We start from the raw sequence: 25,187 nt of genomic DNA, 5'->3' as shown, positions 1-25,187 counted from the left end.
ACAATTATTAAATTGACTAAGGAGGCTACCATTTATGGCAGGACTATATGGAAAAAATGATAAGGAAAAGCGTGACGTGTTAGATCCAATTTTCGGCTCATATACTTCTGATCATGCTTTATCAAAATACGAATTAAATCAAGAACCTGTTGCTCCAGAAGTAGCTTATCGCATTGTAAAAGATCAACTAATTGATGAAGGTAACGCTCGTGAAAACCTAGCAACCTTCTGTCAAACATACATGGAACCTAAAGCAACAGAAATTATGGCAGAAACGATGCAAAAAAATGCTATCGACAAAGATGAATATCCGAGAACTGCTGAATTAGAAAACCGCTGTGTCAATATTATTGCTAATTTATGGCATGGTCAAAAAGATGAAGATTATATCGGAACTTCAACTGTTGGTTCTTCCGAAGGTTGTATGCTTGGTGGCTTGGCAATGAAATTTGCATGGCGCGAGCGTGCTAAAAAGTTAGGCCTTGACATTCATGCCCGAAAGCCAAATCTAGTAATATCATCCGGTTACCAAGTTTGCTGGGAAAAATTTGCAACCTATTTTGATGTTGAACTTCGAACCGTTCCAATGGATGAAGAACACCAATCCCTTAACATGAATACTGTAATGGATTACGTTGATGAATATACTATTGGAATCGTTGGCATTATGGGTATTACTTATACCGGTCGTTACGATGATATTGCGAAATTAAATGATCTTGTTGAAGAATATAACAAGACTACTGACTATAAAGTATATATCCATGTTGATGCCGCTTCTGGTGGTTTCTATGCTCCATTTATGGAACCAGATATAAAATGGGACTTTCAACTTAAGAATGTTGTTTCAATTAATTCTTCTGGTCACAAGTACGGATTAGTTTATCCAGGAATTGGTTGGGTTCTTTGGCGTGATAAAAAGTTTCTACCTGAAAGCTTAATCTTCAAAGTTCAATATTTGGGCGGTGAATTGCCGACAATGGCGATTAATTTCTCAAGAAGTGCTTCCCAAATTATTGGGCAATATTACAACTTTGTACGTTTTGGCTTTGATGGCTACCAAAAGATTCAAAAACGTACTCATGATGTAGCCGTTTATCTCTCAACGGAAATTGAAAAAATGGGTATGTTTGAAATGGTTAATGATGGATCACAACTTCCAATTATCTGTTATAAGTTAAAAGATCTAACTGCCCAAAATTGGTCATTATACGACTTAGCTGATCGTTTACGAATGCAAGGTTGGCAAGTTCCTGCCTACCCTCTACCGAAGAACTTAGATACAGTAGAAGTGCAACGAATTGTATGTCGAGCAGACTTTGGAATGAGCCGAGCACATGAATTTATTGATGATATGCAACGTGATATTAAAGCATTAAATAACTCGACTTTAGTTGGAAAAAAAACAACTGAACTTAAAAAGTATGGCTTTGCACATTAATTTTTAAGACTACATTTGTTCTACATAGTTAAGCCTTGGTGAAAGCTTTTTAATTATGTAGAACATTTTTTATATCACTGAAATGTAAAAGGAGGTATATCGTCATTACGAGTACATTACAAAACAAAAGAACTCTTACAATGTGGGGGTTCTTCTCAATTACTGCAGCAATGGTTTTAACAGTTTATGAATATCCAACCTTTGCCACCTCTAAACTCCATCTTGTATTCTTTCTGATATTAGGAGGCCTATTTTGGTTTATTCCTGTTGCATTATGTGCTGCAGAAATGGCTACTGTTAAAGGTTGGAACGATAATGGTGGTGGTGAGTTTAGTTGGGTTAGTCATACCCTTGGAACGAGGTTTGGTTTCGCTGCAATCTTTTTTCAGTGGTTCCAAATTACGGTCAATTTTTGTACGATGATTTACTTTATTTTAGGAGCACTATCGTTTGTTGTGAGTTGGCCTGCTTTAACAAATAACGCGTGGGTTAAATTTTGGGGAGTATTAATCGTCTTCTGGTTAGTTACATTTTCCCAATTTGGTGGAACCAAATATACACAAAGAATTGCAAAATTTGGTTTTCTAATTGGTATCCTAATCCCCTCCGCAATATTATTTATTCTTGCCATTTGGTATCTATGCTCTGGTGGAAAATTATTGATTACTTTCACTCCACACCAATTTATTCCAGATTTTAGCAAAGTTGATACCCTCGTTGTGTTTGTCTCATTTATTTTGGCTTATATGGGTGGCGAGGCCTCCGCTTCTTACATCAATGACCTTAAAAGTCCAAATAAGAATTATCCATTAGTTATGTTTATCCTTGTCATCCTAGCAATTTGTTTAGATACACTAGGCGGTTTAACTGTAGCTGCTGTTATTCCGCAAAACCAGCTTTCATTAAGTGCCGGAGTTGTACAAGCTTTTAATTATCTATTTATTAATTTGAGCCATGGCGAATTAGGCTGGCTTACTCGTATTGTTGGGTTAATGTTAGCCTGTGGTGTTATTGCCGAAATTAGTTCATGGGTAACAGGACCTTCTCGTGCTATTTACGATACCGCCAAAATTGGTATTCTTCCTAGCTATTTCAAGAAAACGAATAAACATGATATTCCTGTTCGGCTAATTATCGTTCAAGGAATCATCGTTTCAATTTGGGATGCCGTTTTAACCCTCGGCGGTGGCGGCGGTAATGTTTCTTTCTTTGCTGCAATGGGCTTGACAGTTGTTATTTATTTAGTCGCTTACTTCCTATTCTTTACTAGTTATTTGGTTTTAGTATATAAAAAGAAAGATCTACCAAGAACTTATAATGTACCAGGCGGCACTTTTGGAAAAACAATAATTGCTGTTTGTGGTTTCTTAGTAACATTATTTGCTTTTATCATCTCATTTTTCCCAACTACTTCACTGCCTGCTTCATCTCATGGAACATATATGGCGATTTTAATCATAAGCTTCCTTGTTGTTTTGACAATTCCATTTATTATTTTTCAGCTAACAAAAAAGCATCATACTGGTCTATTAGATGAAAATGCAAAAGAAATTCATAAATAGGGAGGTAGTAGAAAATGAATAATCAGCCTATTGGAGTCATGGATTCAGGACTTGGTGGATTATCGGTTGTTAGGCTTATTCAACAACAATTACCTAATGAATCAATAGTCTTTGTAGGAGATGAAGGACATTTCCCATACGGAACCAAACCTCAGGCTGAAGTGAGGAAGTTTGTTCTTAAGATTGGTGAATATTTCGAAAAGTATCCTGTAAAACTAATGGTAATCGCATGTAATACAGCTACAGCAGCAGCGTTAGCCATGGCAAAAAAAGAATTATCTATTCCAGTACTAGGGGTAATTCACCCTGGCGCCCAGGCTGCGGTTAATACAAATGCACATACAATTGGAGTAATTGGAACCGATTCAACAATAAAAGATGGTGCTTACGAAAGAGAAATTCATAAAATTGATCCAACAATTAACGTCATTAGTAAAGCAACCCAACCTTTAGTCTCAATTGTTGAACATGGCCTCACTAATACTCCGCAGGCCCAACGAACTGTCAATGAGCAACTATCTATTTTTGATACACACCCAGTTGATGCTTTAATCTTAGGATGCACTCATTTTCCGTTTCTAAGAAATCAAATTCAAAATAAAGTTGGAGAAAAGACAAAATTAGTTGATCCGGCAAAAGAAACAATTAATTATATCCAAACTTTATTAAAAAACAAAAATATGCTAAGTGACGATAAGGCTACCTATCATCTTTATTCTACTGGAAATAAAAACACATTAATAGCTGGGGCGAATAAGTGGCTCCATGGAAACTATACATCTTGTGAAAGTTTAAAACTTTAGAAGGAATTCTTAGTTTTGTTAACACTTAAAAGAGACCGAAAAATTCAATTTTCCGATCTCTTTTCTTTTATCAGCATAAACCATAGTTAATTCTTAATAACTTTTGTCCGTGGATTATGAGGCTTTTCTACTTTTGAGATTACGCCCTTAGCTACTAATTCTTCAATTTGTTCAGGATCATAACCAAGCGAAGATAGAATCTCTTTATTATTTTCACCAAGATCTGGGGCTCGCTTATAGGTTGGTTTATAGTTTGACATCGTAAACGGCATCCCCACCGTCTTAAATTCGCCACGATTTCCTCCCTGATTAATCTTAACCAAGGTACCGTCTTTATTTAAGTCTGGATCATTTTCAAGCTCGTGCCAATCTAAAACTGGACCGACTGGTATACCAGCCTCTCCAAGTTTTTTAGTTAACTCGTACTTATCGTAATTCTTGGTATACGATTCAATCAAGGGGTAAATTTCTTGCTTATGGAGCTGGCGATGTTCCCAATCCTTAAAGCGTTCATCAGTAGCCCATTCAGGATGGCCCATCGTATTAGCAATTGTCTCCCAGCTTTTGTTTTTATTTTGGATAACAATATAAACATAGGCATTAGGATCCGTTTCCCAACCTTTTGCCTTATAAGTCCAGCCAATCACTTGTCCACCTTCACTATTTTCGGCCCTGGGGATTGCTTTTCCCCATTTATAGTTAGGATAGACGGCATAGAATGGCAATGCTCCGAGATTGTCTAACATCAATTGATCCCGCAATTTAATGCGACAAAGGTTAATAACCGCATCCTGCATTGACTGATAAACATAGCTCCCTTTACCAGTGTGCTCTCGTTGTAGCAAAGCAGCTAAAATTGCAATCGTTAAATGCATTCCAGAGTTAGAATCTCCTAATGCCGCTGCTGACTGTGTTGGGATATTTGCATCTCCTTCATTCCATCCCGTTGCCGAAGCCGCACCGCCAGCAGATTGCGCAACCGGTTCAAAGGCTTTTACATTGGCAAAACGTGATCCCTTATTAAATCCTTTTAAGGAGGCCATGATTAAACGTGGATTTAATTCGTGTACTTTTTCCCAGCCAAAACCTGCCCTAGTCGCCGCACCAGGCCTGATATTCTCCACAAAGACATCAGCCTTCTTGAGTAAGTCATACATTATTTTTTGACCTTCTGGAGTTTTAATATCAAGAGTTAATGATTTTTTGTTTGCGTTTAATTGTAAATAATAAAGGCTCCATGAATCTTTAATATCAAGCAGTTCATTACGAGTTGGGTCTCCGGTATTAGTCCGTTCAATTTTAATCACTTCCGCTCCTAGCCATGCTAAAAGCTGAGTACAAGAAGGCCCCGATTGAACCTGCGTCCAGTCAACAACTTTAATTCCTTTTAATGGTGCATTTTCACTTTGTTCAGTCATTATGATGGCTCCTCTCATTTTCTTCAAGTGGTTGTAAATTAAGCTTTGGATTTAGATTCCCAATATGGCCAGATTCTTTTCCCATCGATGGCGCAATTTGAACATTAATAATATTTGGTCGTCCTGAATCAACAGCTCTTGCAAAAATATTTTTCATCTCATCGTAATCACTTACAAAATAATTATCACCACCAAAGGCCTTAGCCATTAAATCATACCTGGCAGTTGGATCAAGAGTAGTTGGCCCAAGTTGATTGGAAACAACTTGGCCGATTCCGTTATAAATTCCGCCATTATTGATAATAACGACCGTAATCGGCAACTTATATCGACAAATCGTTTCAATCTCCATCCCATCAAAACCAAATGCACTATCACCATCAAGCGCAACAACATGTTTCCCTGTTTCAACTGCCGCCGCAATTGCATAACCAAGGCCAACGCCCATGACGCCCCAAGTTCCCGTATCAAGCCGATGACGGGGGAGTTGCATTCCAATCATATCTCGTCCAATGTCAAGCGTATTAGCCCCCTCACTGACTAGATAAGTATCCGGATGTTGTTGGAAGTATTCAGCAATAGGCGCAATTGCTCCATAATAGCCAAATTTTTGTGCTACTTTACCATTAGCAATTCGTTGCGCGAATTTTTTGTTATTTTTCTCAGTATCTTGTGCAATTTGCTCTAACCATTCTTCGGGCGCTTGATATCCAGTTGCCAATAGCGCCGGAACCAATTTATCTAAAATCGACTTAAGGTCTCCTTGGAGTGGGGCACTAATTGGCTGTGAGGAATCAAATTGTGTGGCATCGATGTCTAGCTGAACAAATTTTGCATGCGAGTTAAATTGTGGTGCCTCCCCATATGAAAGCATCCAGTTTAAACGGGCACCAATTACAATTACTACGTCGGCATTTCGTAGTGAAAGAGAACGAGCCGCTGCAGCAGAATGAGGATTATCATCTGGGATTAGCCCTTTTGCCATCGACATTGGCAAAAATGGAATATTCGTTTCAGCTACTAATTGTTGCACTTGTTTTTCGGTCCGATCATAGGCCGCCCCTTTTCCTAAAATAATAAGGGGCTTTTTTGCATTTTTGATTAAATCAACCGCTCGTGATATTGCTTCATCATTAGGTATCTGTTTAGGGGCAGGATCAACTAACTTATAAACACCCAAATTAGATTGATCAGCAGCCTCATCTTCTTGAACAATTGTGTCAGCTGGAATATCAAGATAAACACCACCAGGGCGACCTGAAACTGCTGTCCGAATGGCTCTTGCAACAGCTAATCCCATATCTTCTGCTCGATCAACCCGATAAGCTTTTTTGCAGAAGGGTTTTGCTGCATTATATTGGTCGAGGCCTTCATAATCGCCCTGTGATAAGTCAATAATATGGCGTTCAGACGAACCTGAAATCATAATTAATGGAAAACAATTCTTAGTAGCTTGAGCCAAAGCTGTTAATCCATTCAAAAAACCGGGTGCTGAAACAGTTAATGCAACGCCAGGTTTTTGCGTTAAGTAACCAGTTGCTGCGGCGGCATTAACTGCTGAATCTTCACGACGAAAACCATAATATTTCATTCCGCGTAATTCAGCGAGCCGCGCTAAATCGGTTACCGGGATTCCAACTATTCCATACATCCGGTTAATATTATTCTCTTGCAAGGCCTTGATTAATAAATTGGCACCTGTCTTATTTAAAGAATCGCCTACCATAATTTGGCTCCCTTCTATCATTAAAAATTTAATAGAATCAGTACAATGTTGATAGTTTTGTATACAATTCTTTTATAAGACAATTCAAAAAGATTGGCAAATAATATGATTACTTTTACTTTACCAGTTCGAAAATTAATTTTTCATCAGTAGACAGATCTTCCCGAAAACGGTAACCGCCGATATTAAACTGCTTGACGCCTTCAATTGTTTGAATTTGGTTTTCTGCTAAATATCGCACCATGTTCCCACGAGCCATTTTAGCTAATGTTGCTTTTTGTTTTATCTTTCCATCTATTTCTTCGCCAAAAATACATTTGATAAATCGATCTTGCGTTTGTAGATAAGGGGTAATTGCCTTTTCGTATTCGACCGAGGCTAAGCTAATTACTAAATCATTATTTTTATAGAGTTCCCGATAAAGTTGTTCTCCCCAAAAGTCATAAAGATTCTTATATCCATTCACTGGCGCCATGTCACCCATTCCTAAGCGATAAGGTATTATTCCATCAAACGGCCGTAAAATACCATAAAATCCTGATAATATCCGTAAATTGTCTTGAACGTATTTCAGCCCATCCTCCGAGAAAACACTTGGCGCCATATATTGATATTGCAAACCAGTAAAGGCAATAATCGCTGGCGTCAGCTTTCGTTGAAGATCCATTTGTTGGAGCCATTGATAATTTTTCATCGCTAAACGCGAGCTACAATTTCCCCATACTTTGTGTAACTCATCATAAGATAAACTCCTCATCCACCCTAAGATGTCTTTTGTCTGCTGAAGAAATTCCGGCAAATCTTTGTAAAGTAAGGAGTCAGTATCAACTTGCATTGTTCGTGCTGGAGAAATGATTATTTTCACATATCTCATCCTTTCAAAAATTTTTTGTAAGCTTTTTCAGCTAATTGGTCTAATTAGATTTATGTTTCCTACGCCCACTTAATGATTGCGCTTTCAGTAAATCGTTTCAATAATTTTGGTATAGGATAAATCCCGTTATTTCAGCTTGTGAAGCGCTTGACAAGCTTTTTTGATGGTTGTAAATTAATTCATCGTAGAGAGAAAGTGAATAACTTCACCAAATAATTGGTCAAGTTGGAAGGGAGAATATAAATGGAACAAGAAAAAGTTCCAGTACAAGGTCAAGTTGCCGAGCGAACAATTTCATTAACTGCTAGTTGGGCATACTTTGCACTGTCAATTGTTATTAACTCAATGGGGAACGTCCTAACACTTGTTACAAGTTCACACGTCCACCCACAATTTCTTGGCTCCGCTTATTGGACAGCCGCAGAAAACAACCTAGGGATTGCCGTTTTAGGGAACAATTCAATGACCCTTTTCTGGGCTTTCATGGTCTTAGGGATGTTAACTTCTGTCCTCAACGCAATTTTGATGCATAAGTGGGACTGGCGACGAATTGGTGGTAATTTTATTTTCATGTTGCCATTTTCTATTTTTATCCAGTGGTTCTCTGATATTTTTAACCGAATTATGCCGGACGCCACTACCTTACCGATGATTATCCTATATGTTTTCATTAACTTCTTAGGGGTTGCTTTCATCGGAACCGCCATTTCAATTTATCAGCGTGTCAACCTCGTGTTACACCCCGCTGATGACCTTTTCCAAATTATTCGTTTCCGTTATTGCCATGGTAACGCAACAATTGCAATGTGGTTATCATACATTCCGCCAACAATTATGGCAATTATCGCTGCATTCATGCAAGGCGGTATTTACAACTTTGGATTAGGAACATTATTTGCCCTTGCCTTCCAAGGTGCAATTACTGGTTGGGCAGACCGTTATATCTTCCCTAAATTAAAGCACCAAGCACTTGATATTGGTAATTAAAACTTATACAGGAGTGATTTTATTATGGCATTTAACAAGAGTTTAGCAGGTTACTTTGACGATGTACAACACATTGGTATTCCAACAGATGATATGGCAAAAACAATTGCTTTTTGGGAAAAGCTTGGTTTTAAGAAGCTTGGTGAATTTGATACTGATGACCAAGGAAATGAAGTTGTTTTCATGCAATATGGCCACCTCACTTTAGAAATTTGGACTGGCGACGGTGCCGTTCACGAAACGGGTGCGATTAACCACATTTCCCTTAATACTAGCGATGCGGACGCGGCTTTCAAGGCTGCTAAGGCTGAAGGTTTCAAACTAAAGGACGATGAGGTTCAACACCTTGACTTCTGGGATAAGGGAATTAAGTTCTTCAACATTGAAGGCCCTAACAGTGAAACAATCGAATTCTGTGAAATTGTAAAATAAAACATCAAAGGCGAGGCCGGAAGAAGAATTCTTCCAACCTCGCCTTTTTAATTAGAGCTATGATTTTTTACCATATTGATGTGGACGGTATCCATTATAAAATTGAAAAATGGCAAGAACAATGTTAGTCCAATTCATCAACCGAAACCAAGGAGCAATTCCGCCCCCGCCATTGCTGGCAGCATAAAATGTCCAAAAGCCAATTACTACTGCCACTACATTTATCCAGGCAAACGTTCTTGACATCATCCGATTATTAAGGCGCGCAATTGTCCAGACTAGATTGACAATAAACCAAAATGCTAAAACCCAAAATACTGCACTAAACATAATAATCACTTCCCTTATATGTTAGCCTATTTTATGTTTCTTCATAGTCATAATATAACAAAAATTATAATATTATCAAGAAATATAGTTTTCTGCATTTCGTGTTACAATTGCATGATAAGGAGGCGTTCAATATGTCTGAACAAGAAAAAAGTGCTGCTCAACAGCGAATTGACAATGCTGTTTACGGTACACCAAAAATCAAGCCCGATGAACAGCGAAAATATCTCGGAACATTCCGTGAACGCGTCTGTCTAACAATTAGTGTTCAAGAACTACAGGAACAAGATTGGACAAAGGCATTAACTGCCGAGTTAGATCGTGGAATTGGTAACCTTGTTTTTATCAACGGTAATCTCCCTCACGACGAAATTCATCCATACATTCAAACTGCTGCTAAAGATAATGCTCAATTTACATTAAAAACTGATCCAGAATATAAAACTGACCCGGATTCATTAGCAGTTGTCGTGGCGGCAAAAACAGCTGTTTACCAATCACCAGTCGATGTCAAAAAACGATATCCTAATCTGGTAAATTCAAATAATAGTACGGCTGAAAAAAACAATGATCAACACCAAAGCTTTTTCCACCATCTCTTCCATAGAAAGGATCGTGGCTAATATATGCAACAACCACTTGCTTATCGAATGCGGCCACGGACGTTAGATGAAGTGGTCGGCCAACAACACCTTGTCGGACCAGGTAAGATCATCTCACGCATGGTTAAAGCAAAAATGCTTTCTTCGATGATTCTATACGGTCCTCCCGGAACTGGTAAGACCAGCATTGCCAGTGCGATTGCTGGTTCAACTAAATATGCTTTTCGAAAACTAAACGCGGCAACTGATACAAAAAAGGATTTACAAATCGTCGCAGAAGAAGCTAAGATGAGCGGAACGGTGATTTTACTACTCGATGAAATCCATCGGTTAGATAAAGTAAAACAGGATTTTCTTCTCCCGCACCTCGAAAACGGACGAATTATCCTCATCGGAGCGACAACAGAAAATCCATATATTAGTATTAATCCCGCTATCCGCAGTCGGACGCAAATTTTCCCAGTTCACCCGCTTTCAACTGCTGAAATGAAGACCGCTATCCAGCATGCATTAGTTGATAAAGAACGCGGTCTGGGCAATTTACCATTAGTTCTGGAAGAAAACGCCGAGGACCAACTAGTAGCAGCGACCAATGGTGATCTTCGAAGTGCCTTAAATGGATTAGAACTTGCTGCCAAATCAACTGATCCAAGTGAAGATGGGAAAATTCATCTTACGCTACCGATTATTGAGGAAAGCGTCCAGAAAAAGGCGTTATCCGCTGACAAAGATGGCGATGCTCATTATGATGTCATCTCGGCCTTTCAAAAATCTATTCGCGGGTCAGATACTGATGCGGCCCTCCACTATCTTGCTCGTTTAATTGAAGCTGGTGATCTTCCTATCATCGCACGACGTTTAATGGTGACGGCCTATGAAGATATTGGGCTTGCGAATATGCCTGCTGTGCAACGAGCTGTTACGGCAGTTCAAACTGCAGAACGAGTGGGCTTCCCAGAAGCACGAATTCCCTTAGCAGATGCTGTTATCGAATTATGCCTGTCACCAAAATCCAATTCAGGAATTAATGCAATTGACGAAGCTCTTGCTCAGGTGCGCCAAGGTGGCTTTGGTGACGTTCCAGCTCACCTTAAAGATGCCCATTATAAAGGAGCTGCTAAATTAGGTCATGGGATAGATTATGATTACCCCCATGACCATCCCCAAGATTGGGTAGCTCAACAATACTTGCCCGATCGAATCAAAGATGCCCAATACTACCAACCCAAAAATAATGGTCGTTTTGAAGCTAGTTTAGGCCGCCAATATTGGCAATTACGGAAGGCTCAGCAACATACTTTACGGGGTAAACATCATCCGAGCAAATAATTGCACCAACCACTTAAAAATGCTATTATAAAAGTGAAAATTCTGTAGTGTACGCGTTGTCTAAACGCAGGTTTGCCTTACAGTCTTATTACTTTGGGACTAGTGTATTGCCTTTTGGACAACATGCCTTTACACTTGGTAGTTGAATATTAGGCAGCCGTGTCCCACCTGTCTTAAACACAGGTCAACACTGAATGACAATTAACGGCACCAACGGAGTTTTCGTACATATTTAGTGAGGGTGAGAAAGATTTTTGCTTTTTCTCACCCTCATTTTAATTTCATTATAGATAGGATAGATTTTTATGTTGTTACCACTTCTAATGACCCTGTTTGGTTTGATTGCTCTTTTTGAAGGAATCTTTCTCTTAACTCACATCCATAAGCCATTTCTTGTTTTTGACCCTACTAAAAGCAAATATCTAGCTCCACAATTAAAAAATTGGGGAATTGTGATGACCATCGTCGGTATTCTAAGCATCATTTCTGGATGGACAAACAATACCGGATTCCTCGTTATTATGGTAATCATCGGCTGTGTCAGCGAAACATTAATGGCTTTCGCAATCACTGCAGATTTTCGTATAAATCATCGCAAGTAATGTTTCGTAGGCGCTTTACGCTCAATAGTGAAAAAGTGTATAATAAGTATACAATATAAAGATTTCAGGAGGGCACTACAATTATGGCACAAGAATACAAACACATTTTAGTTCCTGTTGACGGTTCTAAAGAAGCCGAATTAGCTTTTAAGAAAGCTGTTGCTGTAGCAAAACGTAATGGTGCAGACACTGAGTTACGTTTACTTCACGTTGTTGACACACGTGCATTCCAAAACATTTCTAGTTTCGATACTTCAATGGTTGAACAAGTTACAGAAACTGCAAAGAAGACTTTAGACAAGTACATCGACTATGCTAAAGAGCACGGTGTTGAAAATGCTAGTTACTCCATTGAATATGGTGCTCCAAAGACAATTATTGCTCGGGATATGCCAAAGGAAATGGGTGCTGACCTCATCATGATTGGTGCTACTGGGCTAAACGCTGTTGAACGAATTTTGATCGGTTCTGTTACCGAATTTGTTACCCGAACAGCAATTTGTGACGTTCTAGTAGTACGGACCGATTTGGATAACAAACCAATCGAAAATCCAAAGAAGCGTCGGTTCTAAATATCAAGATAAAATCAATCAAATGCTTCATAAGCGTTAGCGGGTTGCTAATTATATGGAGCATTTTTTATATATTCAAAACTAATTTTATTAAGATAGGAGCGCAAAGCATTGGAAGTGAAATATGAAACAGTAAAGCAAACTTTACGAAACGAAATTATTGATGGAAAATATAAAATCAATGAAAAATTGCCAACTGAAAGTGCCTTAATGAAACGTTTTAATGTATCACGTTATACAATTCGTCGCGCTGTTGGCGATCTTGAAAATGAGCACTATATTTACCGTATTCAAGGTGGTGGGATGTTTGTTCAAGACTGGCAACGCGATTGGACAAAAAGTGAAAAGAATAAAATCATTGGGGTAATCAGCACTCATATGGCTGACTATATCTTCCCTCCAATCATTTCTGGAATTGATAGTGTGGTAACAGAACAAGGTTACTCAATGATTGTCGGAAATACGCTTAATGACCATAAACGCGAACGCCAAACAATCTTAAATATGTTGGATCTTCAAATTGCTGGGTTAATTATTGAGCCGACTGAAAGCGCCATGCCTAATCCTAACTTAGATCTTTACCGTCAAGTCCAGAAATATAAAATTCCAACAATCCTATTTCACTCCACTTATCCTGGCTTCGATTTTCCTTCTTTACTGACAAAAGATCGGGAAGCAGAGGAGGAATTAGTGAAATACCTCTTTAGCCTCGGACATACTAATATTTTAGGAGTATTCCAAATAGATGATCAACAAGGCGTTGACCGCATGGCTGGGATGATCAAAGCCTATCAAGATAACAACATCCCCACCACTAAATCAAATGTTATTATGTACCAATCAAGCGAAGACTATGAAGATATTATCAAAAAAGTCGACATGATGCTTAATAGCAATAATGATATTACTGCTATTGCCTGCTATAATGACCGCCTTGCAACAAGAATTATTAGTCATCTTCAGAAACAGGGGAAACAGGTACCGACTGATATTTCAGTAATAGGTTTTGATAACTATGAAATGGCGCAAATTATCTCCCCCAGCCTCACTACAGCTAATCACCCTAAACGTCAACTAGGTGAAGATGCTGGGAAAATGATCTTAAAAATGATTGCAGGCGAAGAAGTCACTTCAAAAGTTTATCCCCCAACGATAATTAAGGGACAATCGACTGCTCCGCTTATTACAAAGGAGAATTCCAATGAATAACGATGTAAAACAATTATTACTTGCTGATGGTCAATCAATGCCTCAAGAAGGATTTGGCTTATATAAAATTACTGATCAAAGTACGATTACCTCCGCGATAAAGTATGCCTATGATGCTGGCTATCGTCTTTTTGATACCGCGCAATTATATAAAAACGAAGCAGAGGTCGGGAACGCTTTACAGGAGCTTGGCTTACCCCGTGAGGAACTTTTCATTACCACAAAAGTATCTGAACCTAATCAAGGGTTTAAGCAAACGATTGCCTCTGTTAAAGACTCCCTTCAAAAGTTGAAGCTCGATTATGTTAACCTTTTACTTATTCATTGGCCAATTGAGCGAGCTTTCTTTGATACTTGGGCAGCCCTTGAAGAATTAAAAAAGGAAGGTCTGACCCGTTCAATCGGTGTTAGTAACTACCAAATGATTCACCTTCAGTTTCTTGCGACCCAAGCACATGAGATGCCCGTCATCAATCAAATCGAACGTCATCCTCGTCTAAATCAACAACCCTTGCTCCAATACGATAAGGAACATGATATTATTACCCAGGCGTGGAGTCCGCTTGGGCGTGGAACCATCCTCGACAATCCAACCCTCAATAAGATCGCTGCTAACCATCATAAGTCTGCCGCCCAAGTTGTCCTCCGCTGGCATTTGCAAAGCGGGGTCGCCTTCATTCCAAAGTCAGTTCATGAAGCGCGAATCAAGCAAAATATTAACATCTATGACTTCACATTAAGCGACGAGGAAATGACTGCTATTAATAACTTAAATAACTTTACACGCGTAGGTAAAGAACCAGCACTAGTTTACGAATATAACCTTAAATATTAAGAATGATAAAGGGAACCAAGATAACGGCCGTCACATGGCCATATCTTAGTTCCCTTTTTGCGTTAAAAATAACCCGGGAAATAATCAATTATTCTACATATGGATTCTTTTTAATGATTCGTGCTGGATTGCCGGCAATAACAACATTATCACCAAACGACTTTGTCACTACACTTCCAGCACCGACAATCACATTATTACCCAAAGTTACACCTGGACAAATAATTGCCCCGCCACCAATCCACGCATCATCCCCAATGGTAACATCCTTACTTTGGCCGTAAGCTCCATTGCGTCGTAATTGTGGGTCCAGGGGATGATTGACAGTATAAATCTGCACTCGCGGTCCCAATAAACAATGCTTCCCAATCCGAATTGGACTGACATCAAGCATGACACAATCATAGTTAGCGAAAAAATCATCATCTACATAAATGTTATAACCATAATCACACTTGAATTGCGGATGAACCTCACACTTTTCGCCAACGTGTCCAAATAATTGACGAATCACAGTATTGCTTGCAGTCGGGTTCATTTCACCAAGAGCATTAAAGCGCTCAACTAATTGGCGGGCATATTGACGCTCTTTAACTAATTCAGGATCATAAACATTAAAAACTTCCCCTGCTAGCATTTTCTCTTTTTCAGTTTTCATTATTTCCATCTCCTGATAAAAAATGATTCTACTCGTCTCGAGGTTTGCCGAGTAGAACCATTTTGAGGATTTTCAATTAAAATTAACTATTCAATAAAATCAACTTTAACATCTAACATTCCGAAAAGATCTTTAATTTGTTGTGGCTTCAAACTGAAACTCAAGATTGTGTGGTGACCACCACCAGCGTGCATCCAGCGTTCAGCACCTTCCTTTAAGCCAACAGTTGGTGTCCATAACTGCTTAGCAACTGGAAGATGAGGCGTTTCAGCTTCTGGCTTGTGACAATCAACTGAGTAACCGATAACCTTGTAACCATCGTTGAAGTATGAAAGGGTAACATCGACAGCCTTACCTTCACGACCAGTAAATACTAACCGTGCTGGATCATCTTTACCACCAATGTCTAATGGATGAACTTCAACCCGTGGCTTATCTGAAGCAATTGTTGGGTCAACTTCAAGCATGTGTGAACCAAGAATTGCTTGGTGACCTGGACGAAGATCTAATGTGTAGTCTTCCATAAAGGCAGTAGCAACATTATCAGCAGCAATCTTCAATAAGCGGTCCATGCCGGCAGACTTCCAATCACCTTCAGCACCAAAGCCGTAGCCATCACGCATCAATAATTGAGCAGCTAAGCCAGGCAATTCTTCAAGGCCATGCAAGTCTTCAAAGTTAGTGGTAAAGCCAGTGTAGCCTTTTTCATCCATAAACTTCTTCAAACCAAGGTACTCACGAAGTTGGTAACGAACTGAGTGTTCATAGTGTTCCTTAGTATTGTCACCTTGAACCATTTCGTAACGACTTGCTAGGTCCTTGTAAGCAGCATCAATTTCTTCTTCACTGATACCATTTACATATTCAACCAAGTCACTTACTGGCCAGTAGTCAACAGTCCAGCCAAGGAACATTTGGGCTTCAACCTTGTCACCTTCAGTAACGGCAACGTTCCGCATTGTATCACCAAAACGAACAATCTTAATGTTAAAGCTTTCGTTGTAAGCAACCGCAACATTTTGCCAGTCAGCGATTTCTTCTTGAACTTCTTCATCACCCCAGAAGCCATAAACAATCTTGTTATGCTTTTGTAAACGAGCGTTAATGTAAGCATATTCACGGTCACCATGAGCTGATTGGTTTAAGTTCATGTAATCAAAGTCAATGGTGTCATATGGGATCTTGTTCAAGTATTGGGTTGCCAAGTGAAGTAGTGGCTTTTGCAAAAGCTTAGTTCCCCGAATCCAGTTCTTTGCTGGTGAGAAGGTATGCATCCATGTCATAACACCGGCAACGTTGTCATTGTAGTTAGCTTCCTTCATAAACTTAGTGATTCCTTCAGCAGTTGTCATAACACCCTTGAAGACAACCTTGTAAGGCAATTTACCACTTTCGTTTAACTTATTAACAATATCTTCGGCATCAGCAGCAACTGACTTTAATTGTTCTTCACCGTAAAGGAATTGACTACCAGTAACAAACCAAAATTCGTAATTCTTAATATCCATGAGATTACACTCCTTTTATCCTAAAAAGTTTTTAAATGTAGCTACCAAATTAATTAAGCGTGAGCTGCATGATCTTTTGAATGCGCATTATTTTGTCCGTAATATGCATTCGCACCATGCTTGCGGTAATAGTGTTTGTCCAATAAGTATTGTGGTAAGTGAAGATCTTGGTGCGTTAATTGCATTGCATGATAATCTTCTTCTGCCACAACTTCTAACACCTTAGCATTATAAACTGCTTTGTCAGGTGTTGGCCCCCAGGTAAATGGACCATGTTGCATTACTAATGCCGCTGGGGTTGCTTCATAGTCCAAGCCCCGTTCCTTGAATGAACGAACGATTACCTTTCCTGTATTACCCTCATAGTCTTCTTCAATTTCTTCCTTCGTCAAAGCATCAGCGGCTGGGACATCAGTATAGAAAGTATCAGCATGAGTGGTATTCATTGCTGGAACATCCATCCGTGCAGCTGCAAATGCTACTGCCCATGGGGAATGAGTATGAACGACTCCACCAATCTTTGGGAAGTGATTATAAAGGTAAGTGTGAGTAGGAGTATCACTGGATGGATTCAAGTCACCCTCGACTACCTCACCATCCAAGTTGACAACAACCATATCTTCCGGCTTCATCTCTTCATATGGAACTCCAGAAGGTTTAATAACAAACAATCCTTTTTCACGGTCAATCCCTGAAACATTGCCCCATGTAAAGGAAACAAGGCCTAGTTTAGGAAGCCGCATATTTGCTTCATAAACTTCTTTCTTTAACTCTTCTAACATGTACTATTTACTCCCTTTCTCTTCACGTTCTTTAATGTCATCACCAGCTAATGCTTCAACAGGTAAGCCTGCTTGGTAACGAGTAATAAAGCTTTCATATCCTTTTACGCCAGCAGGTTCTGGTGTGAGAGTCATGCTTTCTGGATTCTTAAAGACTTTTTCGTCAAGGTAATCTGCTAGGGATTCTTTTCCGTACGTCTCAGCATACTTAGCAAGAACTGCCATTCCCCATGGTCCACCTTCACTGGCAGTATTCATGATTGTAATTGGGATATTTAAGGCATTCGCCAAAACTTGTTGCCCAATAACTGGTGTCCCAAAGAGTCCTCCTTGCGCAACCATGACATCGGTTTGAACGTGTTCTTCATTTAGTAAGATATCCATCCCAATCTTCAATGGCGCAAATGCTGCATAGAGTTGAGTAAGGAAGAAGTTGGCAAGGTTCATCTTACTATTTGGAGTACGGACAAATAAGGGACGGCCTTCTTGAATCTTGGTAATATTTTCACCAGAAAGATAACTATAATTAATCAATCCACCAGCATCTGGGTCGGAATGAACCGTTGAATCAAATAGGGTCTCGTAAAGCGTATTAGTATCGATCTTGGCTCCAATTGCATTAGCAAAATCCCTAAATAATCCAACCCAAGCGTTGATATCTGAGGAACAATTATTGATATGAACCATGGCTACTGGATCACCGGTTGGCGTAGTAACAATATCAATATCACGGTGGAGTTTCTTTAATGGAGCATCCAACACATTCATTGAGAAGGCTGAAGTTCCAACTGAAATATTTCCTGTCCGTTTTCGAACACTGTTAGTTCCAACCATTCCAGTTCCTGCATCCCCTTCTGGAGGGGCCATCAAACTACCGGCTTGTAAAGTTCCACTTGGATCAAGTAATTTTGCTCCATCAGCAGTTAAGTGACCTGCATCGCGTCCAGCTACCAGGACTGCGGGCAAAATATTCTTAAGTTGCCATGGGTATTGTTCAACTTCTGGTAATGAGTTGAATTTTTCAATAAAGTCTTGACGATAAGTTAATGTTTGATCATCGATTGGAAATACTCCTGAGGCATCTCCAATTCCTAAAACTTTTTCACCCGAAAGTTTCCAGTGAACATAACCAGCTAAAGTTGTAATAAAATCAACATCTTTAACATGCGGTTCCTTGTTCAAAATTGCTTGGTAAAGATGAGCAATACTCCATCGCTGTGGAATATTAAAATCAAATAAATCAGTTAATTTATCTGCGGATTCTTCAGTGATGTTATTCCGCCAGGTTCTAAATGGAACAAGCAATTGGTTATTTTTATCAAATGGTAGATACCCATGCATCATGGCACTGACACCAATTGAACTAATTTCATCCAGGCTCACATGGTACTTGCTTTGGACATCTGCCTTAATCTTGGCATAAGCAGCTTGAATCCCTTCCCAAACTTGATCCAGCGGGTATGTCCAGATTCCGTCTTTCAATTGATTTTCCCAGGTATAACTCCCAGAAGAAATGGTTTCAAAATCTGGATTAATCAAGACTGCTTTAATTCGGGTAGAACCTAACTCAATTCCTAGTGAAGCCTGACCATTTTTTACTTGTGTCGCTGTTTCACGTAAATTCATAGAGTATTCCTCCTAGTTTTCAGGATTGCTGGCCTTTACTCGACCACGGTTTGTTCCTTGCTCTTCAATTTCTTCAAGAGTGTGCCCACGAGTTTCTGGAACACAAGTCTTAACAAAGATAACTCCTAAGATACAGATAATTCCAAAGATCGCGAAAACAGCTTCTTGTGGCATACTTGCAGTCATAATTGGGAAGATAAGACCAACTAACCATGATCCAATCCAGTTAAATGATGAAGCTAAACCAGATGCACGACCCCGAATAGCCAGTGGGAAGATTTCACCAACAAGCACCCATGTTAACGGAGCCCATGTGAAGGAGTAGAAAGCAACATAGATACATAAGAACACAACAATTGTCATCGGATTCATATTTGGCATCATCCAATTAATAACGGCTGGAAGAATGAAGGAAAGTCCCATGACAGCACCACCAACCATTAACAATGTCCGCCGGTTAAATTTATCAGCAATCCACATGTAAACCAGGGAACCAACAACTAAGATAACCCCTTGAACAATTGGCCACATTAAGTTTGAAGATGCAGCTTGGCCAGTTGCCTTTTGAACAATTAATGGAATGTAGTAGAAGATCGCGTTTGCACCTTGGAATTGTTGGAAGGCTGCAACCCCAACCCCAGCAATAACTAGGTAACGATACTTGCCACTGAATAAGGTTGACCAACTTGTCTTTTGATTTGCTTGTCGCTCTTCTTTAGCAGTTTCTTTAATACTTGCTAATTCTTGGTCAATCTCAGCTGGATTTTTACGAATGTAAGAAAGAACTTTCCGTGCTTGTGCTTCATCACCTTTACGCAATAAGAACCGTGGAGATTCTGGCAAACGAAGAACACCAAGGAATAAGATTAAAGCAGGAACAGCTGCCAATCCTAACATAAGACGCCATGCCCATTCACCAGGAAGGTCTTTCAATAGGAAGTCAACAACATATGACAATAACATTCCGGAAACAATCATTGTTTGGTTAAGTCCAGATAAACGTCCACGCGCTTTAGCTGGTGCCATTTCGGACATATAAGCTGGTACCAACGCTGAGGCAGCCCCAACCGCTAAACCTAAAAGCATCCGAACAATAATCAGATAGTAGGCACTTGCTTCGCCCATGTCTGGTGAAACACCAGATAAAACGGAGAATACCATGAATACAATCGCAGACATTAAAATCATTTTCCGCCGACCAAACTTATCAGAAAGCTGTCCGGCTAATGCGCCCCCGAAAATTGCCCCAAACATAACTGCTGAAGTAATCCAACCAACTAGAGAAGCTGCATTTTCAAGGTGCCAGTCAGCTTGTAAGAAAGGTAAGGCACCAGTCATAACACCGATATCGTAACCAAATAGGATGCCCCCAAATGATCCGAAGAAGTAGATAAATGCACTTGATATTTTCTTCTCGGCTTTAGCCATTACATTCATCCTCCTTAAAAATTAAAAAGTAATAGTTTTTCATGAACATGAACGCGCTTTCATTGAACAACTATTACTATAGAATATTTGTACGTATAAATCAAGCGAATTGTTTAAAATTAGTCATAACCAATTGTGAAAAACCATTTTATACATTTAACAACTTCATGTCTATCTTATGTTTAGAAGCAGTTATGCATGTGAAAAATATTTTTATTTTTTTACTACTAAAAAAGACTAATTCCCGTTTAATGCACAAAAACTGGAATTAGTCTTTAATAATCAATTAAATTTTTATTAATTATTTGTACGGATAAATATGTGAATTTATACTAAAAAACGAAGCTGAGACATATCAATCATCTCTCAGCTTCGTTTTTCAGTTACGCATATTAATTAAATTTCTAGATTCTTTAACTCTAATAAAATTGTATCTTCTGCTACTGATCCATTGCGAGCAATGCTAAGACTTTCAGCAATCTTTAATGCTTTTTTAGCTTCTTCCTTGTCGTTCTTTAGGATGTAGCTACGACCAATACAAAGATATAGTTCATCTAATAAGAATAATGAATCATGTTCCCGACAAAGTTCAATTCCCTTATTAGCAACTTCAATAGCGTTATCAGGATCTTCAAGTTGAAGATATAATTCTGCAATTTGACAATCAATTGATGCCCATTGATGAAGGCTCCCGATCAATTTTTTATTGTCAATTAGTTTTACAGACCGGTTAGTTAACCGTGCTGCTCGTTCTTTATCACCACGTTTTAAGTAAGCAAGCGCCATTCCTGCAGTTGTCATGGCTAAATAAATATTAGCACTAGTAGTAGCAAATTGAGTTAAAACAAGTTCAAAATTAAAAATAGCTTCATCAATTTGATTATTTTCAACTTGAACCATTCCTACTAGATAGTAGTAACGTTGTTTATCAAAATCACTTTCTAGATTTTTTACATGAACTTTCTTCAAAAGCGCTGAAGCATCTTCAAAATTGCGGGAAATCAAATTATCAACAATTTGGTTGAATGTTTCATTAATTCCACTAACTTCATTTTCGACAATTCGATCAGAAGAAATATTTAAGCGTTCACATATTGCCGTTAAAATATCCATTTTGGGTAAGCGATTTTGTTTTTCCATTAGGCTGATTGTCGCTTGAGTACAAATCCCTTCAGCTAAAGCCGTTTGGGACAATCCACGCTTGCGACGAATTTGTTTTAATACGTCTCCTCGGAGTCTCATTGTTTACCTTCCTTAATCATAATTGTTGAATATAAATTATGTACTCTATGAACTGTACCATTGCCAATCGTATTATACACCATTAGCAACAAAAATTACTTTGGTTTTACCTAGGTCTTTTATTATAGACCAAAAATAAATCAATACTATTTTTATGCTTAAAATGCAATAAATTTTATAAAAAATAAATGCTTATAACCATCTTCACAGTCACCCCCGCGATGGTTATAAAGTACTGCAAGTAGCGTGACTGTAGGCCAGTCTAATACTTACAAAAACTGCGTATCTTCATTATATTATAAATTGTTCTTACTGCAATACTAAACCACAGATTTTATACCATTACGATAACATTTACTTTCTATTATGAGTTTAATAATAAAAATAGTTAGCACATTGTACTCACAACATCCTAACCATCAAATAATTATTCTTTAGTCTTCGTTATATTTCTTTTGACCAACACGTTCGGTACCAAGCTTACGGAAATCGTACTTAATCTTACTGTTTCGTTCAAATTCTTGTAATCCTAATTGAATTAGCCGATCAATCAAGTCGGAATATGAAATCCCAGAAACTTCCCACATTTGAGGGTACAAACTAATGTTAGTAAATCCTGGTAAAGTATTTGGTTCACCAAGATAAGGGACATTATTGCTGTCAACTAAAAAGTCAATCCGCGCCATCCCCTTCATTCCTAATGCCTTGTATGCCTTCAAAGCCATGTCTGTAATTTCATCAACTAAGTATTGTGGTAATTTAACAGGAAGTTCAAAAACAACCCCGCTGGCATCCACAAACTTGTTTTCGTAATCATAGAATGGATCATCCTTAGGTACACGTACAGCTCCTAACTTAGAGGCAATTGGGTGTTCATTTCCTAAGATTGAAATCTCAATTTCTTGAGGATTAGCGATTCCTTGTTCTACTAAGATCTTGTAGTCATACTTAAAGGCATCGTCTAATGCTTTTTCGTATTCTTCAGCGTTAGTAACTCGATGAATTCCAACGGAGGAACCTTGCTTAGCTGGCTTTACAAAAGTGAGATTCCCTAATTTTTCTTCAATCCGTCCCCATGAATAGTCAGCCCGGTTTTCTGGCGTAACTACTATATAAGGGGTGTTGCGAATACCAGCTTGACTAATAATTTTCTTAGTAAGATCCTTGTCAAAAGACATTGCACTAGCTGCAATATTTGAACCAACGTATGGCTTATTAAGGAGCTTAAAGAGACCTTGAATTGTACCATCTTCACCTAAATTACCATGGATAACAGGGAAGAAGAAATCAATTTCCTTTTGTTCATTTAAGGCCATAATTGGTGCTAATGGACTACTCATATCCATCTTTTGATATGCTTCTGCTACCACTTGGTCTTCAGGTTCGCCATCAAAGATCTTTTGAGAATCTTCATTGCCTAATAGAATTCCATCCTTTGTAAACATAAAAAGACTTACATCATACTTTTCCTTATCAAGAGCATCATAGATATTATGTGCTGATCGCTTTGACACATCATGTTCAGAGGAGTTGCCACCAAATAATAAAGCGATGTGTAATTTTTGGGTCATAATAAATACCACCTTAAATATTTTTATCTTAGCCGTTTTCCTAGAACCTTAAGTATAACATGAACTAGAAAGATCCGCCAATACTAAAATAGGAGACTAGAATCAAGTGTCCCTAATCCTAGTCTCCTAATTTTTTATTTAACTTCAACAATCCAGTTTTTTTCCATATCGCTTGAATTTAATCCAGCCGGATCATCAATAATCGCTTCATTTATTTTGGTAATCTTACCATCAATGGGGCTATCCACATCGGTAACTGCTTTTTCTGCTTCAACCGCAATAAACTTATCAGCTTGTTTCAAGGTTGTCCCTACTGCCGGTACGTCGATGAAACTTACTTCTCCTAATTCATCACGGCCTTCATCATTTAAGCCGACACGCTTAGTACCATCTGCTTGTTCTTTTACCCAAAAATAATCTTTTGCCATTTTATGACCCCACTATCTAAATTCACGATTACTGCTAAACATATACGAATGATGGTGGTAACGCATCGACATCACCATTCCAATCCCAATCAGGTTACCAATTAATGAGGATCCCCCAGCACTAATAAATGGAAGCGGAATACCTGTTAATGGTAATAGACCGATGTTCATTCCAATATTTTCAAAAACGTGGAATAAAATCATCATGATGACCCCGGTTGAAATATAAGCATAGAATTCGTTCTTGGTGTCGAATGTTACTCGAATCATTAAGTAGATTAATAACAAATAGATAAGGATTAATAAAACCCCACCAATGAACCCAAAATTCTCACCGATAACGGAAAAAATCATATCTGATTCACGAACCGGAACATAAACCTTTGAGTTATTAAAACCAGTTCCAGTAATACCACCAGAACCAACCGCCTTAATACTCTGCCATAACTGATATCCTTGGTTAGTTGTATCCTGTTCTGGATGAAGCCAGGTATCAACCCGATCAAACTGGTATGCTTGGAATCCAACATGTTCAAGTATTTGTCGCCCAACCGAACTAGTTACCATCGCTAAGGCTGAGCCCCCAACAACAACTAATATCGTAGCTGCTGGCGCCAAAATTCGCCAAGTAACTCCAGAAACTAAGACCATTCCACAGAAAATAGCGAAGAATACTAACCCAGTCCCAAAGTCATTTTGAAACTTCAGCGAAATCAAAATTGGTAATAGCCATAAGAACATTGTCCCAATTAATCGCCAATCTGAATCAACAGTATGCACACTATATCGATTATTATGAGTCGTAATAACACGCCCCATCATTAAAATATAGGCAGGCTTCATTATTTCCGAAGGCTGAAACGTAAATGGTCCAATTGCAAACCAACTCTTAGCCCCTGTACTAGCATAATAGGCTCGACTATAAAAGACTAGGATTGCGAACATTAAAAATACACTTAGCCAGTATACAATTGGTGCTAATTTCCATAATTGTTCAGCATCAAATTGCATAATGACAATAATAAGGATTGTTCCAACCGCATACCAAACCAACTGGGTAATAACCTGTCGTGCTACACTAGTTTGCTGCCGATCATGAACTGCCGCTACATAGATTGAAGCAAGACCAATCAAGGCTAACAAAAGAACACAGAATATAATTCCCCAGTCAATCCGACTTTCTACATCATTTTGCGAACGTTGCATTACCAAACTCCTTTAC

24 protein-coding genes and 1 other RNA gene are annotated in these 25,187 nt (G+C 38.7%); 12 read left to right on the top strand and 13 right to left on the bottom strand.

Annotation, left to right across the window (positions count from 1 at the left end; translation table 11 throughout):
* Positions 1-34: 34 nt before the first annotated feature.
* The 3 genes from gad to murI all read left to right on the top strand — a co-directional run bounded on the left by gad (position 35) and on the right by murI (position 3,806).
* A complete protein-coding gene (gene gad / locus LMC10_RS06740) occupies positions 35-1,441 on the top strand; it encodes a glutamate decarboxylase (RefSeq protein ID WP_066035464.1) in 1,407 nt (468 codons plus the stop codon).
* 104 nt (positions 1,442-1,545) lie between these two features.
* Positions 1,546-3,003 carry a glutamate/gamma-aminobutyrate antiporter gene (gene gadC, locus LMC10_RS06735; protein WP_324294052.1) on the top strand — a complete coding sequence of 486 codons (1,458 nt, stop codon included), beginning with the start codon at positions 1,546-1,548 and terminating at the stop codon, positions 3,001-3,003.
* Between the two features lie 14 nt (positions 3,004-3,017).
* A complete protein-coding gene (gene murI, locus LMC10_RS06730) occupies positions 3,018-3,806 on the top strand; it encodes a glutamate racemase (protein WP_229269281.1) in 789 nt (262 codons plus the stop codon).
* Positions 3,807-3,892: 86 nt separating this feature from the next.
* Here murI and frc read toward each other — a convergent pair whose 3' ends face one another.
* From frc to yaaA, 3 genes are all read right to left on the bottom strand, one after another.
* The gene (gene frc / locus LMC10_RS06725) at positions 3,893-5,224 is read right to left on the bottom strand and encodes a formyl-CoA transferase (RefSeq protein WP_229269280.1); all 1,332 of its coding nucleotides are present in this window, start codon (positions 5,222-5,224) and stop codon (positions 3,893-3,895) included.
* Positions 5,217-6,950 (bottom strand): oxalyl-CoA decarboxylase, encoded by a 1,734-nt coding sequence (gene oxc, locus LMC10_RS06720; RefSeq protein ID WP_229269279.1) that lies wholly within the window; start codon positions 6,948-6,950, stop codon positions 5,217-5,219. Before oxc ends, frc begins: the two co-directional genes overlap by 8 nt.
* Before the next feature lie 115 nt (positions 6,951-7,065).
* A complete protein-coding gene (gene yaaA / locus LMC10_RS06715; RefSeq protein WP_172396848.1) occupies positions 7,066-7,815 on the bottom strand; it encodes a peroxide stress protein YaaA in 750 nt (249 codons plus the stop codon).
* Between the two features lie 252 nt (positions 7,816-8,067).
* Here yaaA and LMC10_RS06710 point away from each other — a divergent pair, with 252 nt between their 5' ends.
* Positions 8,068-8,811, top strand: coding sequence for a DUF6198 family protein (locus tag LMC10_RS06710; RefSeq protein ID WP_003666612.1), 744 nt, complete (start codon positions 8,068-8,070; stop codon positions 8,809-8,811).
* Between the two features lie 24 nt (positions 8,812-8,835).
* Positions 8,836-9,243 carry a VOC family protein gene (locus LMC10_RS06705; RefSeq protein WP_020842932.1) on the top strand — a complete coding sequence of 136 codons (408 nt, stop codon included), beginning with the start codon at positions 8,836-8,838 and terminating at the stop codon, positions 9,241-9,243.
* Between the two features lie 57 nt (positions 9,244-9,300).
* Here LMC10_RS06705 and LMC10_RS06700 read toward each other — a convergent pair whose 3' ends face one another.
* Entirely contained in the window at positions 9,301-9,573 is a 273-nt protein-coding gene (locus LMC10_RS06700; protein ID WP_003666609.1) for a hypothetical protein, read from the bottom strand.
* Positions 9,574-9,707: 134 nt separating this feature from the next.
* Between LMC10_RS06700 and LMC10_RS06695 the strand changes: the two genes are divergently transcribed.
* From LMC10_RS06695 to LMC10_RS06670, 7 genes are all read left to right on the top strand, one after another.
* Positions 9,708-10,196: a YueI family protein gene (locus tag LMC10_RS06695; protein WP_065867299.1), complete on the top strand. Its 489-nt coding sequence runs from the start codon at positions 9,708-9,710 to the stop codon at positions 10,194-10,196.
* A gap of 3 nt (positions 10,197-10,199) precedes the next feature.
* The gene (locus LMC10_RS06690; protein WP_003667576.1) at positions 10,200-11,504 is read left to right on the top strand and encodes a replication-associated recombination protein A; all 1,305 of its coding nucleotides are present in this window, start codon (positions 10,200-10,202) and stop codon (positions 11,502-11,504) included.
* A 36-nt stretch (positions 11,505-11,540) separates the two neighbouring features.
* Positions 11,541-11,728, top strand: a non-coding RNA gene (gene ssrS, locus LMC10_RS10620) — 6S RNA.
* Between the two features lie 81 nt (positions 11,729-11,809).
* Entirely contained in the window at positions 11,810-12,106 is a 297-nt protein-coding gene (locus LMC10_RS06685) for a hypothetical protein (protein ID WP_003666604.1), read from the top strand.
* A gap of 83 nt (positions 12,107-12,189) precedes the next feature.
* Positions 12,190-12,678 carry a universal stress protein gene (locus LMC10_RS06680; RefSeq protein WP_003666602.1) on the top strand — a complete coding sequence of 163 codons (489 nt, stop codon included), beginning with the start codon at positions 12,190-12,192 and terminating at the stop codon, positions 12,676-12,678.
* A 111-nt stretch (positions 12,679-12,789) separates the two neighbouring features.
* Positions 12,790-13,887, top strand: coding sequence for a GntR family transcriptional regulator (locus LMC10_RS06675; RefSeq protein ID WP_035155239.1), 1,098 nt, complete (start codon positions 12,790-12,792; stop codon positions 13,885-13,887).
* Positions 13,880-14,722 (top strand): aldo/keto reductase, encoded by an 843-nt coding sequence (locus tag LMC10_RS06670; protein ID WP_229269278.1) that lies wholly within the window; start codon positions 13,880-13,882, stop codon positions 14,720-14,722. Before LMC10_RS06675 ends, LMC10_RS06670 begins: the two co-directional genes overlap by 8 nt.
* Positions 14,723-14,810: 88 nt before the next feature.
* On the opposite strand, the gene LMC10_RS06665 is transcribed toward LMC10_RS06670, so the two are convergent.
* The 9 genes from LMC10_RS06665 to LMC10_RS06625 form a co-directional block, all read right to left on the bottom strand.
* Positions 14,811-15,380: a sugar O-acetyltransferase gene (locus tag LMC10_RS06665; protein ID WP_229269277.1), complete on the bottom strand. Its 570-nt coding sequence runs from the start codon at positions 15,378-15,380 to the stop codon at positions 14,811-14,813.
* Between the two features lie 86 nt (positions 15,381-15,466).
* Entirely contained in the window at positions 15,467-16,888 is a 1,422-nt protein-coding gene (gene araA, locus LMC10_RS06660; protein WP_003666596.1) for an L-arabinose isomerase, read from the bottom strand.
* A 53-nt stretch (positions 16,889-16,941) separates the two neighbouring features.
* The gene (locus tag LMC10_RS06655; RefSeq protein ID WP_003676120.1) at positions 16,942-17,670 is read right to left on the bottom strand and encodes an L-ribulose-5-phosphate 4-epimerase; all 729 of its coding nucleotides are present in this window, start codon (positions 17,668-17,670) and stop codon (positions 16,942-16,944) included.
* A 3-nt stretch (positions 17,671-17,673) separates the two neighbouring features.
* Positions 17,674-19,296 carry a xylulokinase gene (locus LMC10_RS06650; protein ID WP_229269276.1) on the bottom strand — a complete coding sequence of 541 codons (1,623 nt, stop codon included), beginning with the start codon at positions 19,294-19,296 and terminating at the stop codon, positions 17,674-17,676.
* 12 nt (positions 19,297-19,308) lie between these two features.
* Positions 19,309-20,733: a sugar porter family MFS transporter gene (locus LMC10_RS06645; protein ID WP_191976395.1), complete on the bottom strand. Its 1,425-nt coding sequence runs from the start codon at positions 20,731-20,733 to the stop codon at positions 19,309-19,311.
* Between the two features lie 387 nt (positions 20,734-21,120).
* Positions 21,121-21,966, bottom strand: coding sequence for a helix-turn-helix domain-containing protein (locus tag LMC10_RS06640; protein ID WP_086141947.1), 846 nt, complete (start codon positions 21,964-21,966; stop codon positions 21,121-21,123).
* Positions 21,967-22,400: 434 nt separating this feature from the next.
* Positions 22,401-23,537: a D-alanine--D-alanine ligase family protein gene (locus LMC10_RS06635; protein ID WP_122481879.1), complete on the bottom strand. Its 1,137-nt coding sequence runs from the start codon at positions 23,535-23,537 to the stop codon at positions 22,401-22,403.
* 134 nt (positions 23,538-23,671) lie between these two features.
* Entirely contained in the window at positions 23,672-23,965 is a 294-nt protein-coding gene (locus tag LMC10_RS06630) for a glycine cleavage system H family protein (protein ID WP_003672558.1), read from the bottom strand.
* Between the two features lie 12 nt (positions 23,966-23,977).
* Positions 23,978-25,171, bottom strand: coding sequence for an FtsW/RodA/SpoVE family cell cycle protein (locus LMC10_RS06625; RefSeq protein WP_003666583.1), 1,194 nt, complete (start codon positions 25,169-25,171; stop codon positions 23,978-23,980).
* Between the last annotated feature and the right edge of the window lie 16 nt (positions 25,172-25,187).

This window comes from Limosilactobacillus reuteri subsp. simiae (assembly GCF_020784875.1).
Classification (GTDB): Bacteria; Bacillota; Bacilli; order Lactobacillales; family Lactobacillaceae; genus Limosilactobacillus; species Limosilactobacillus reuteri_H.
This window is presented reverse-complemented; position numbering and strand designations above follow the sequence as displayed.

Bases quoted from the DNA above. Each gene is read 5' to 3' on its own strand.
- gad (WP_066035464.1), top strand. From the start codon at position 35: ATGGCAGGACTATATGGAAAAAATGATAAGGAAAAGCGTGACGTGTTA.
- murI (WP_229269281.1), top strand. From the start codon at position 3,018: ATGAATAATCAGCCTATTGGAGTCATGGATTCAGGACTTGGTGGATTA.
- frc (WP_229269280.1), bottom strand. From the start codon at position 5,224: ATGACTGAACAAAGTGAAAATGCACCATTAAAAGGAATTAAAGTTGTT.
- oxc (WP_229269279.1), bottom strand. From the start codon at position 6,950: ATGGTAGGCGATTCTTTAAATAAGACAGGTGCCAATTTATTAATCAAG.
- LMC10_RS06710 (WP_003666612.1), top strand. From the start codon at position 8,068: ATGGAACAAGAAAAAGTTCCAGTACAAGGTCAAGTTGCCGAGCGAACA.
- LMC10_RS06705 (WP_020842932.1), top strand. From the start codon at position 8,836: ATGGCATTTAACAAGAGTTTAGCAGGTTACTTTGACGATGTACAACAC.
- LMC10_RS06700 (WP_003666609.1), bottom strand. From the start codon at position 9,573: ATGTTTAGTGCAGTATTTTGGGTTTTAGCATTTTGGTTTATTGTCAAT.
- LMC10_RS06695 (WP_065867299.1), top strand. From the start codon at position 9,708: ATGTCTGAACAAGAAAAAAGTGCTGCTCAACAGCGAATTGACAATGCT.
- LMC10_RS06690 (WP_003667576.1), top strand. From the start codon at position 10,200: ATGCAACAACCACTTGCTTATCGAATGCGGCCACGGACGTTAGATGAA.
- LMC10_RS06685 (WP_003666604.1), top strand. From the start codon at position 11,810: ATGTTGTTACCACTTCTAATGACCCTGTTTGGTTTGATTGCTCTTTTT.
- LMC10_RS06680 (WP_003666602.1), top strand. From the start codon at position 12,190: ATGGCACAAGAATACAAACACATTTTAGTTCCTGTTGACGGTTCTAAA.
- LMC10_RS06670 (WP_229269278.1), top strand. From the start codon at position 13,880: ATGAATAACGATGTAAAACAATTATTACTTGCTGATGGTCAATCAATG.
- LMC10_RS06665 (WP_229269277.1), bottom strand. From the start codon at position 15,380: ATGAAAACTGAAAAAGAGAAAATGCTAGCAGGGGAAGTTTTTAATGTT.
- araA (WP_003666596.1), bottom strand. From the start codon at position 16,888: ATGGATATTAAGAATTACGAATTTTGGTTTGTTACTGGTAGTCAATTC.
- LMC10_RS06655 (WP_003676120.1), bottom strand. From the start codon at position 17,670: ATGTTAGAAGAGTTAAAGAAAGAAGTTTATGAAGCAAATATGCGGCTT.
- LMC10_RS06650 (WP_229269276.1), bottom strand. From the start codon at position 19,296: ATGAATTTACGTGAAACAGCGACACAAGTAAAAAATGGTCAGGCTTCA.
- LMC10_RS06645 (WP_191976395.1), bottom strand. From the start codon at position 20,733: ATGAATGTAATGGCTAAAGCCGAGAAGAAAATATCAAGTGCATTTATC.
- LMC10_RS06640 (WP_086141947.1), bottom strand. From the start codon at position 21,966: ATGAGACTCCGAGGAGACGTATTAAAACAAATTCGTCGCAAGCGTGGA.
- LMC10_RS06635 (WP_122481879.1), bottom strand. From the start codon at position 23,537: ATGACCCAAAAATTACACATCGCTTTATTATTTGGTGGCAACTCCTCT.
- LMC10_RS06630 (WP_003672558.1), bottom strand. From the start codon at position 23,965: ATGGCAAAAGATTATTTTTGGGTAAAAGAACAAGCAGATGGTACTAAG.
- LMC10_RS06625 (WP_003666583.1), bottom strand. From the start codon at position 25,171: ATGCAACGTTCGCAAAATGATGTAGAAAGTCGGATTGACTGGGGAATT.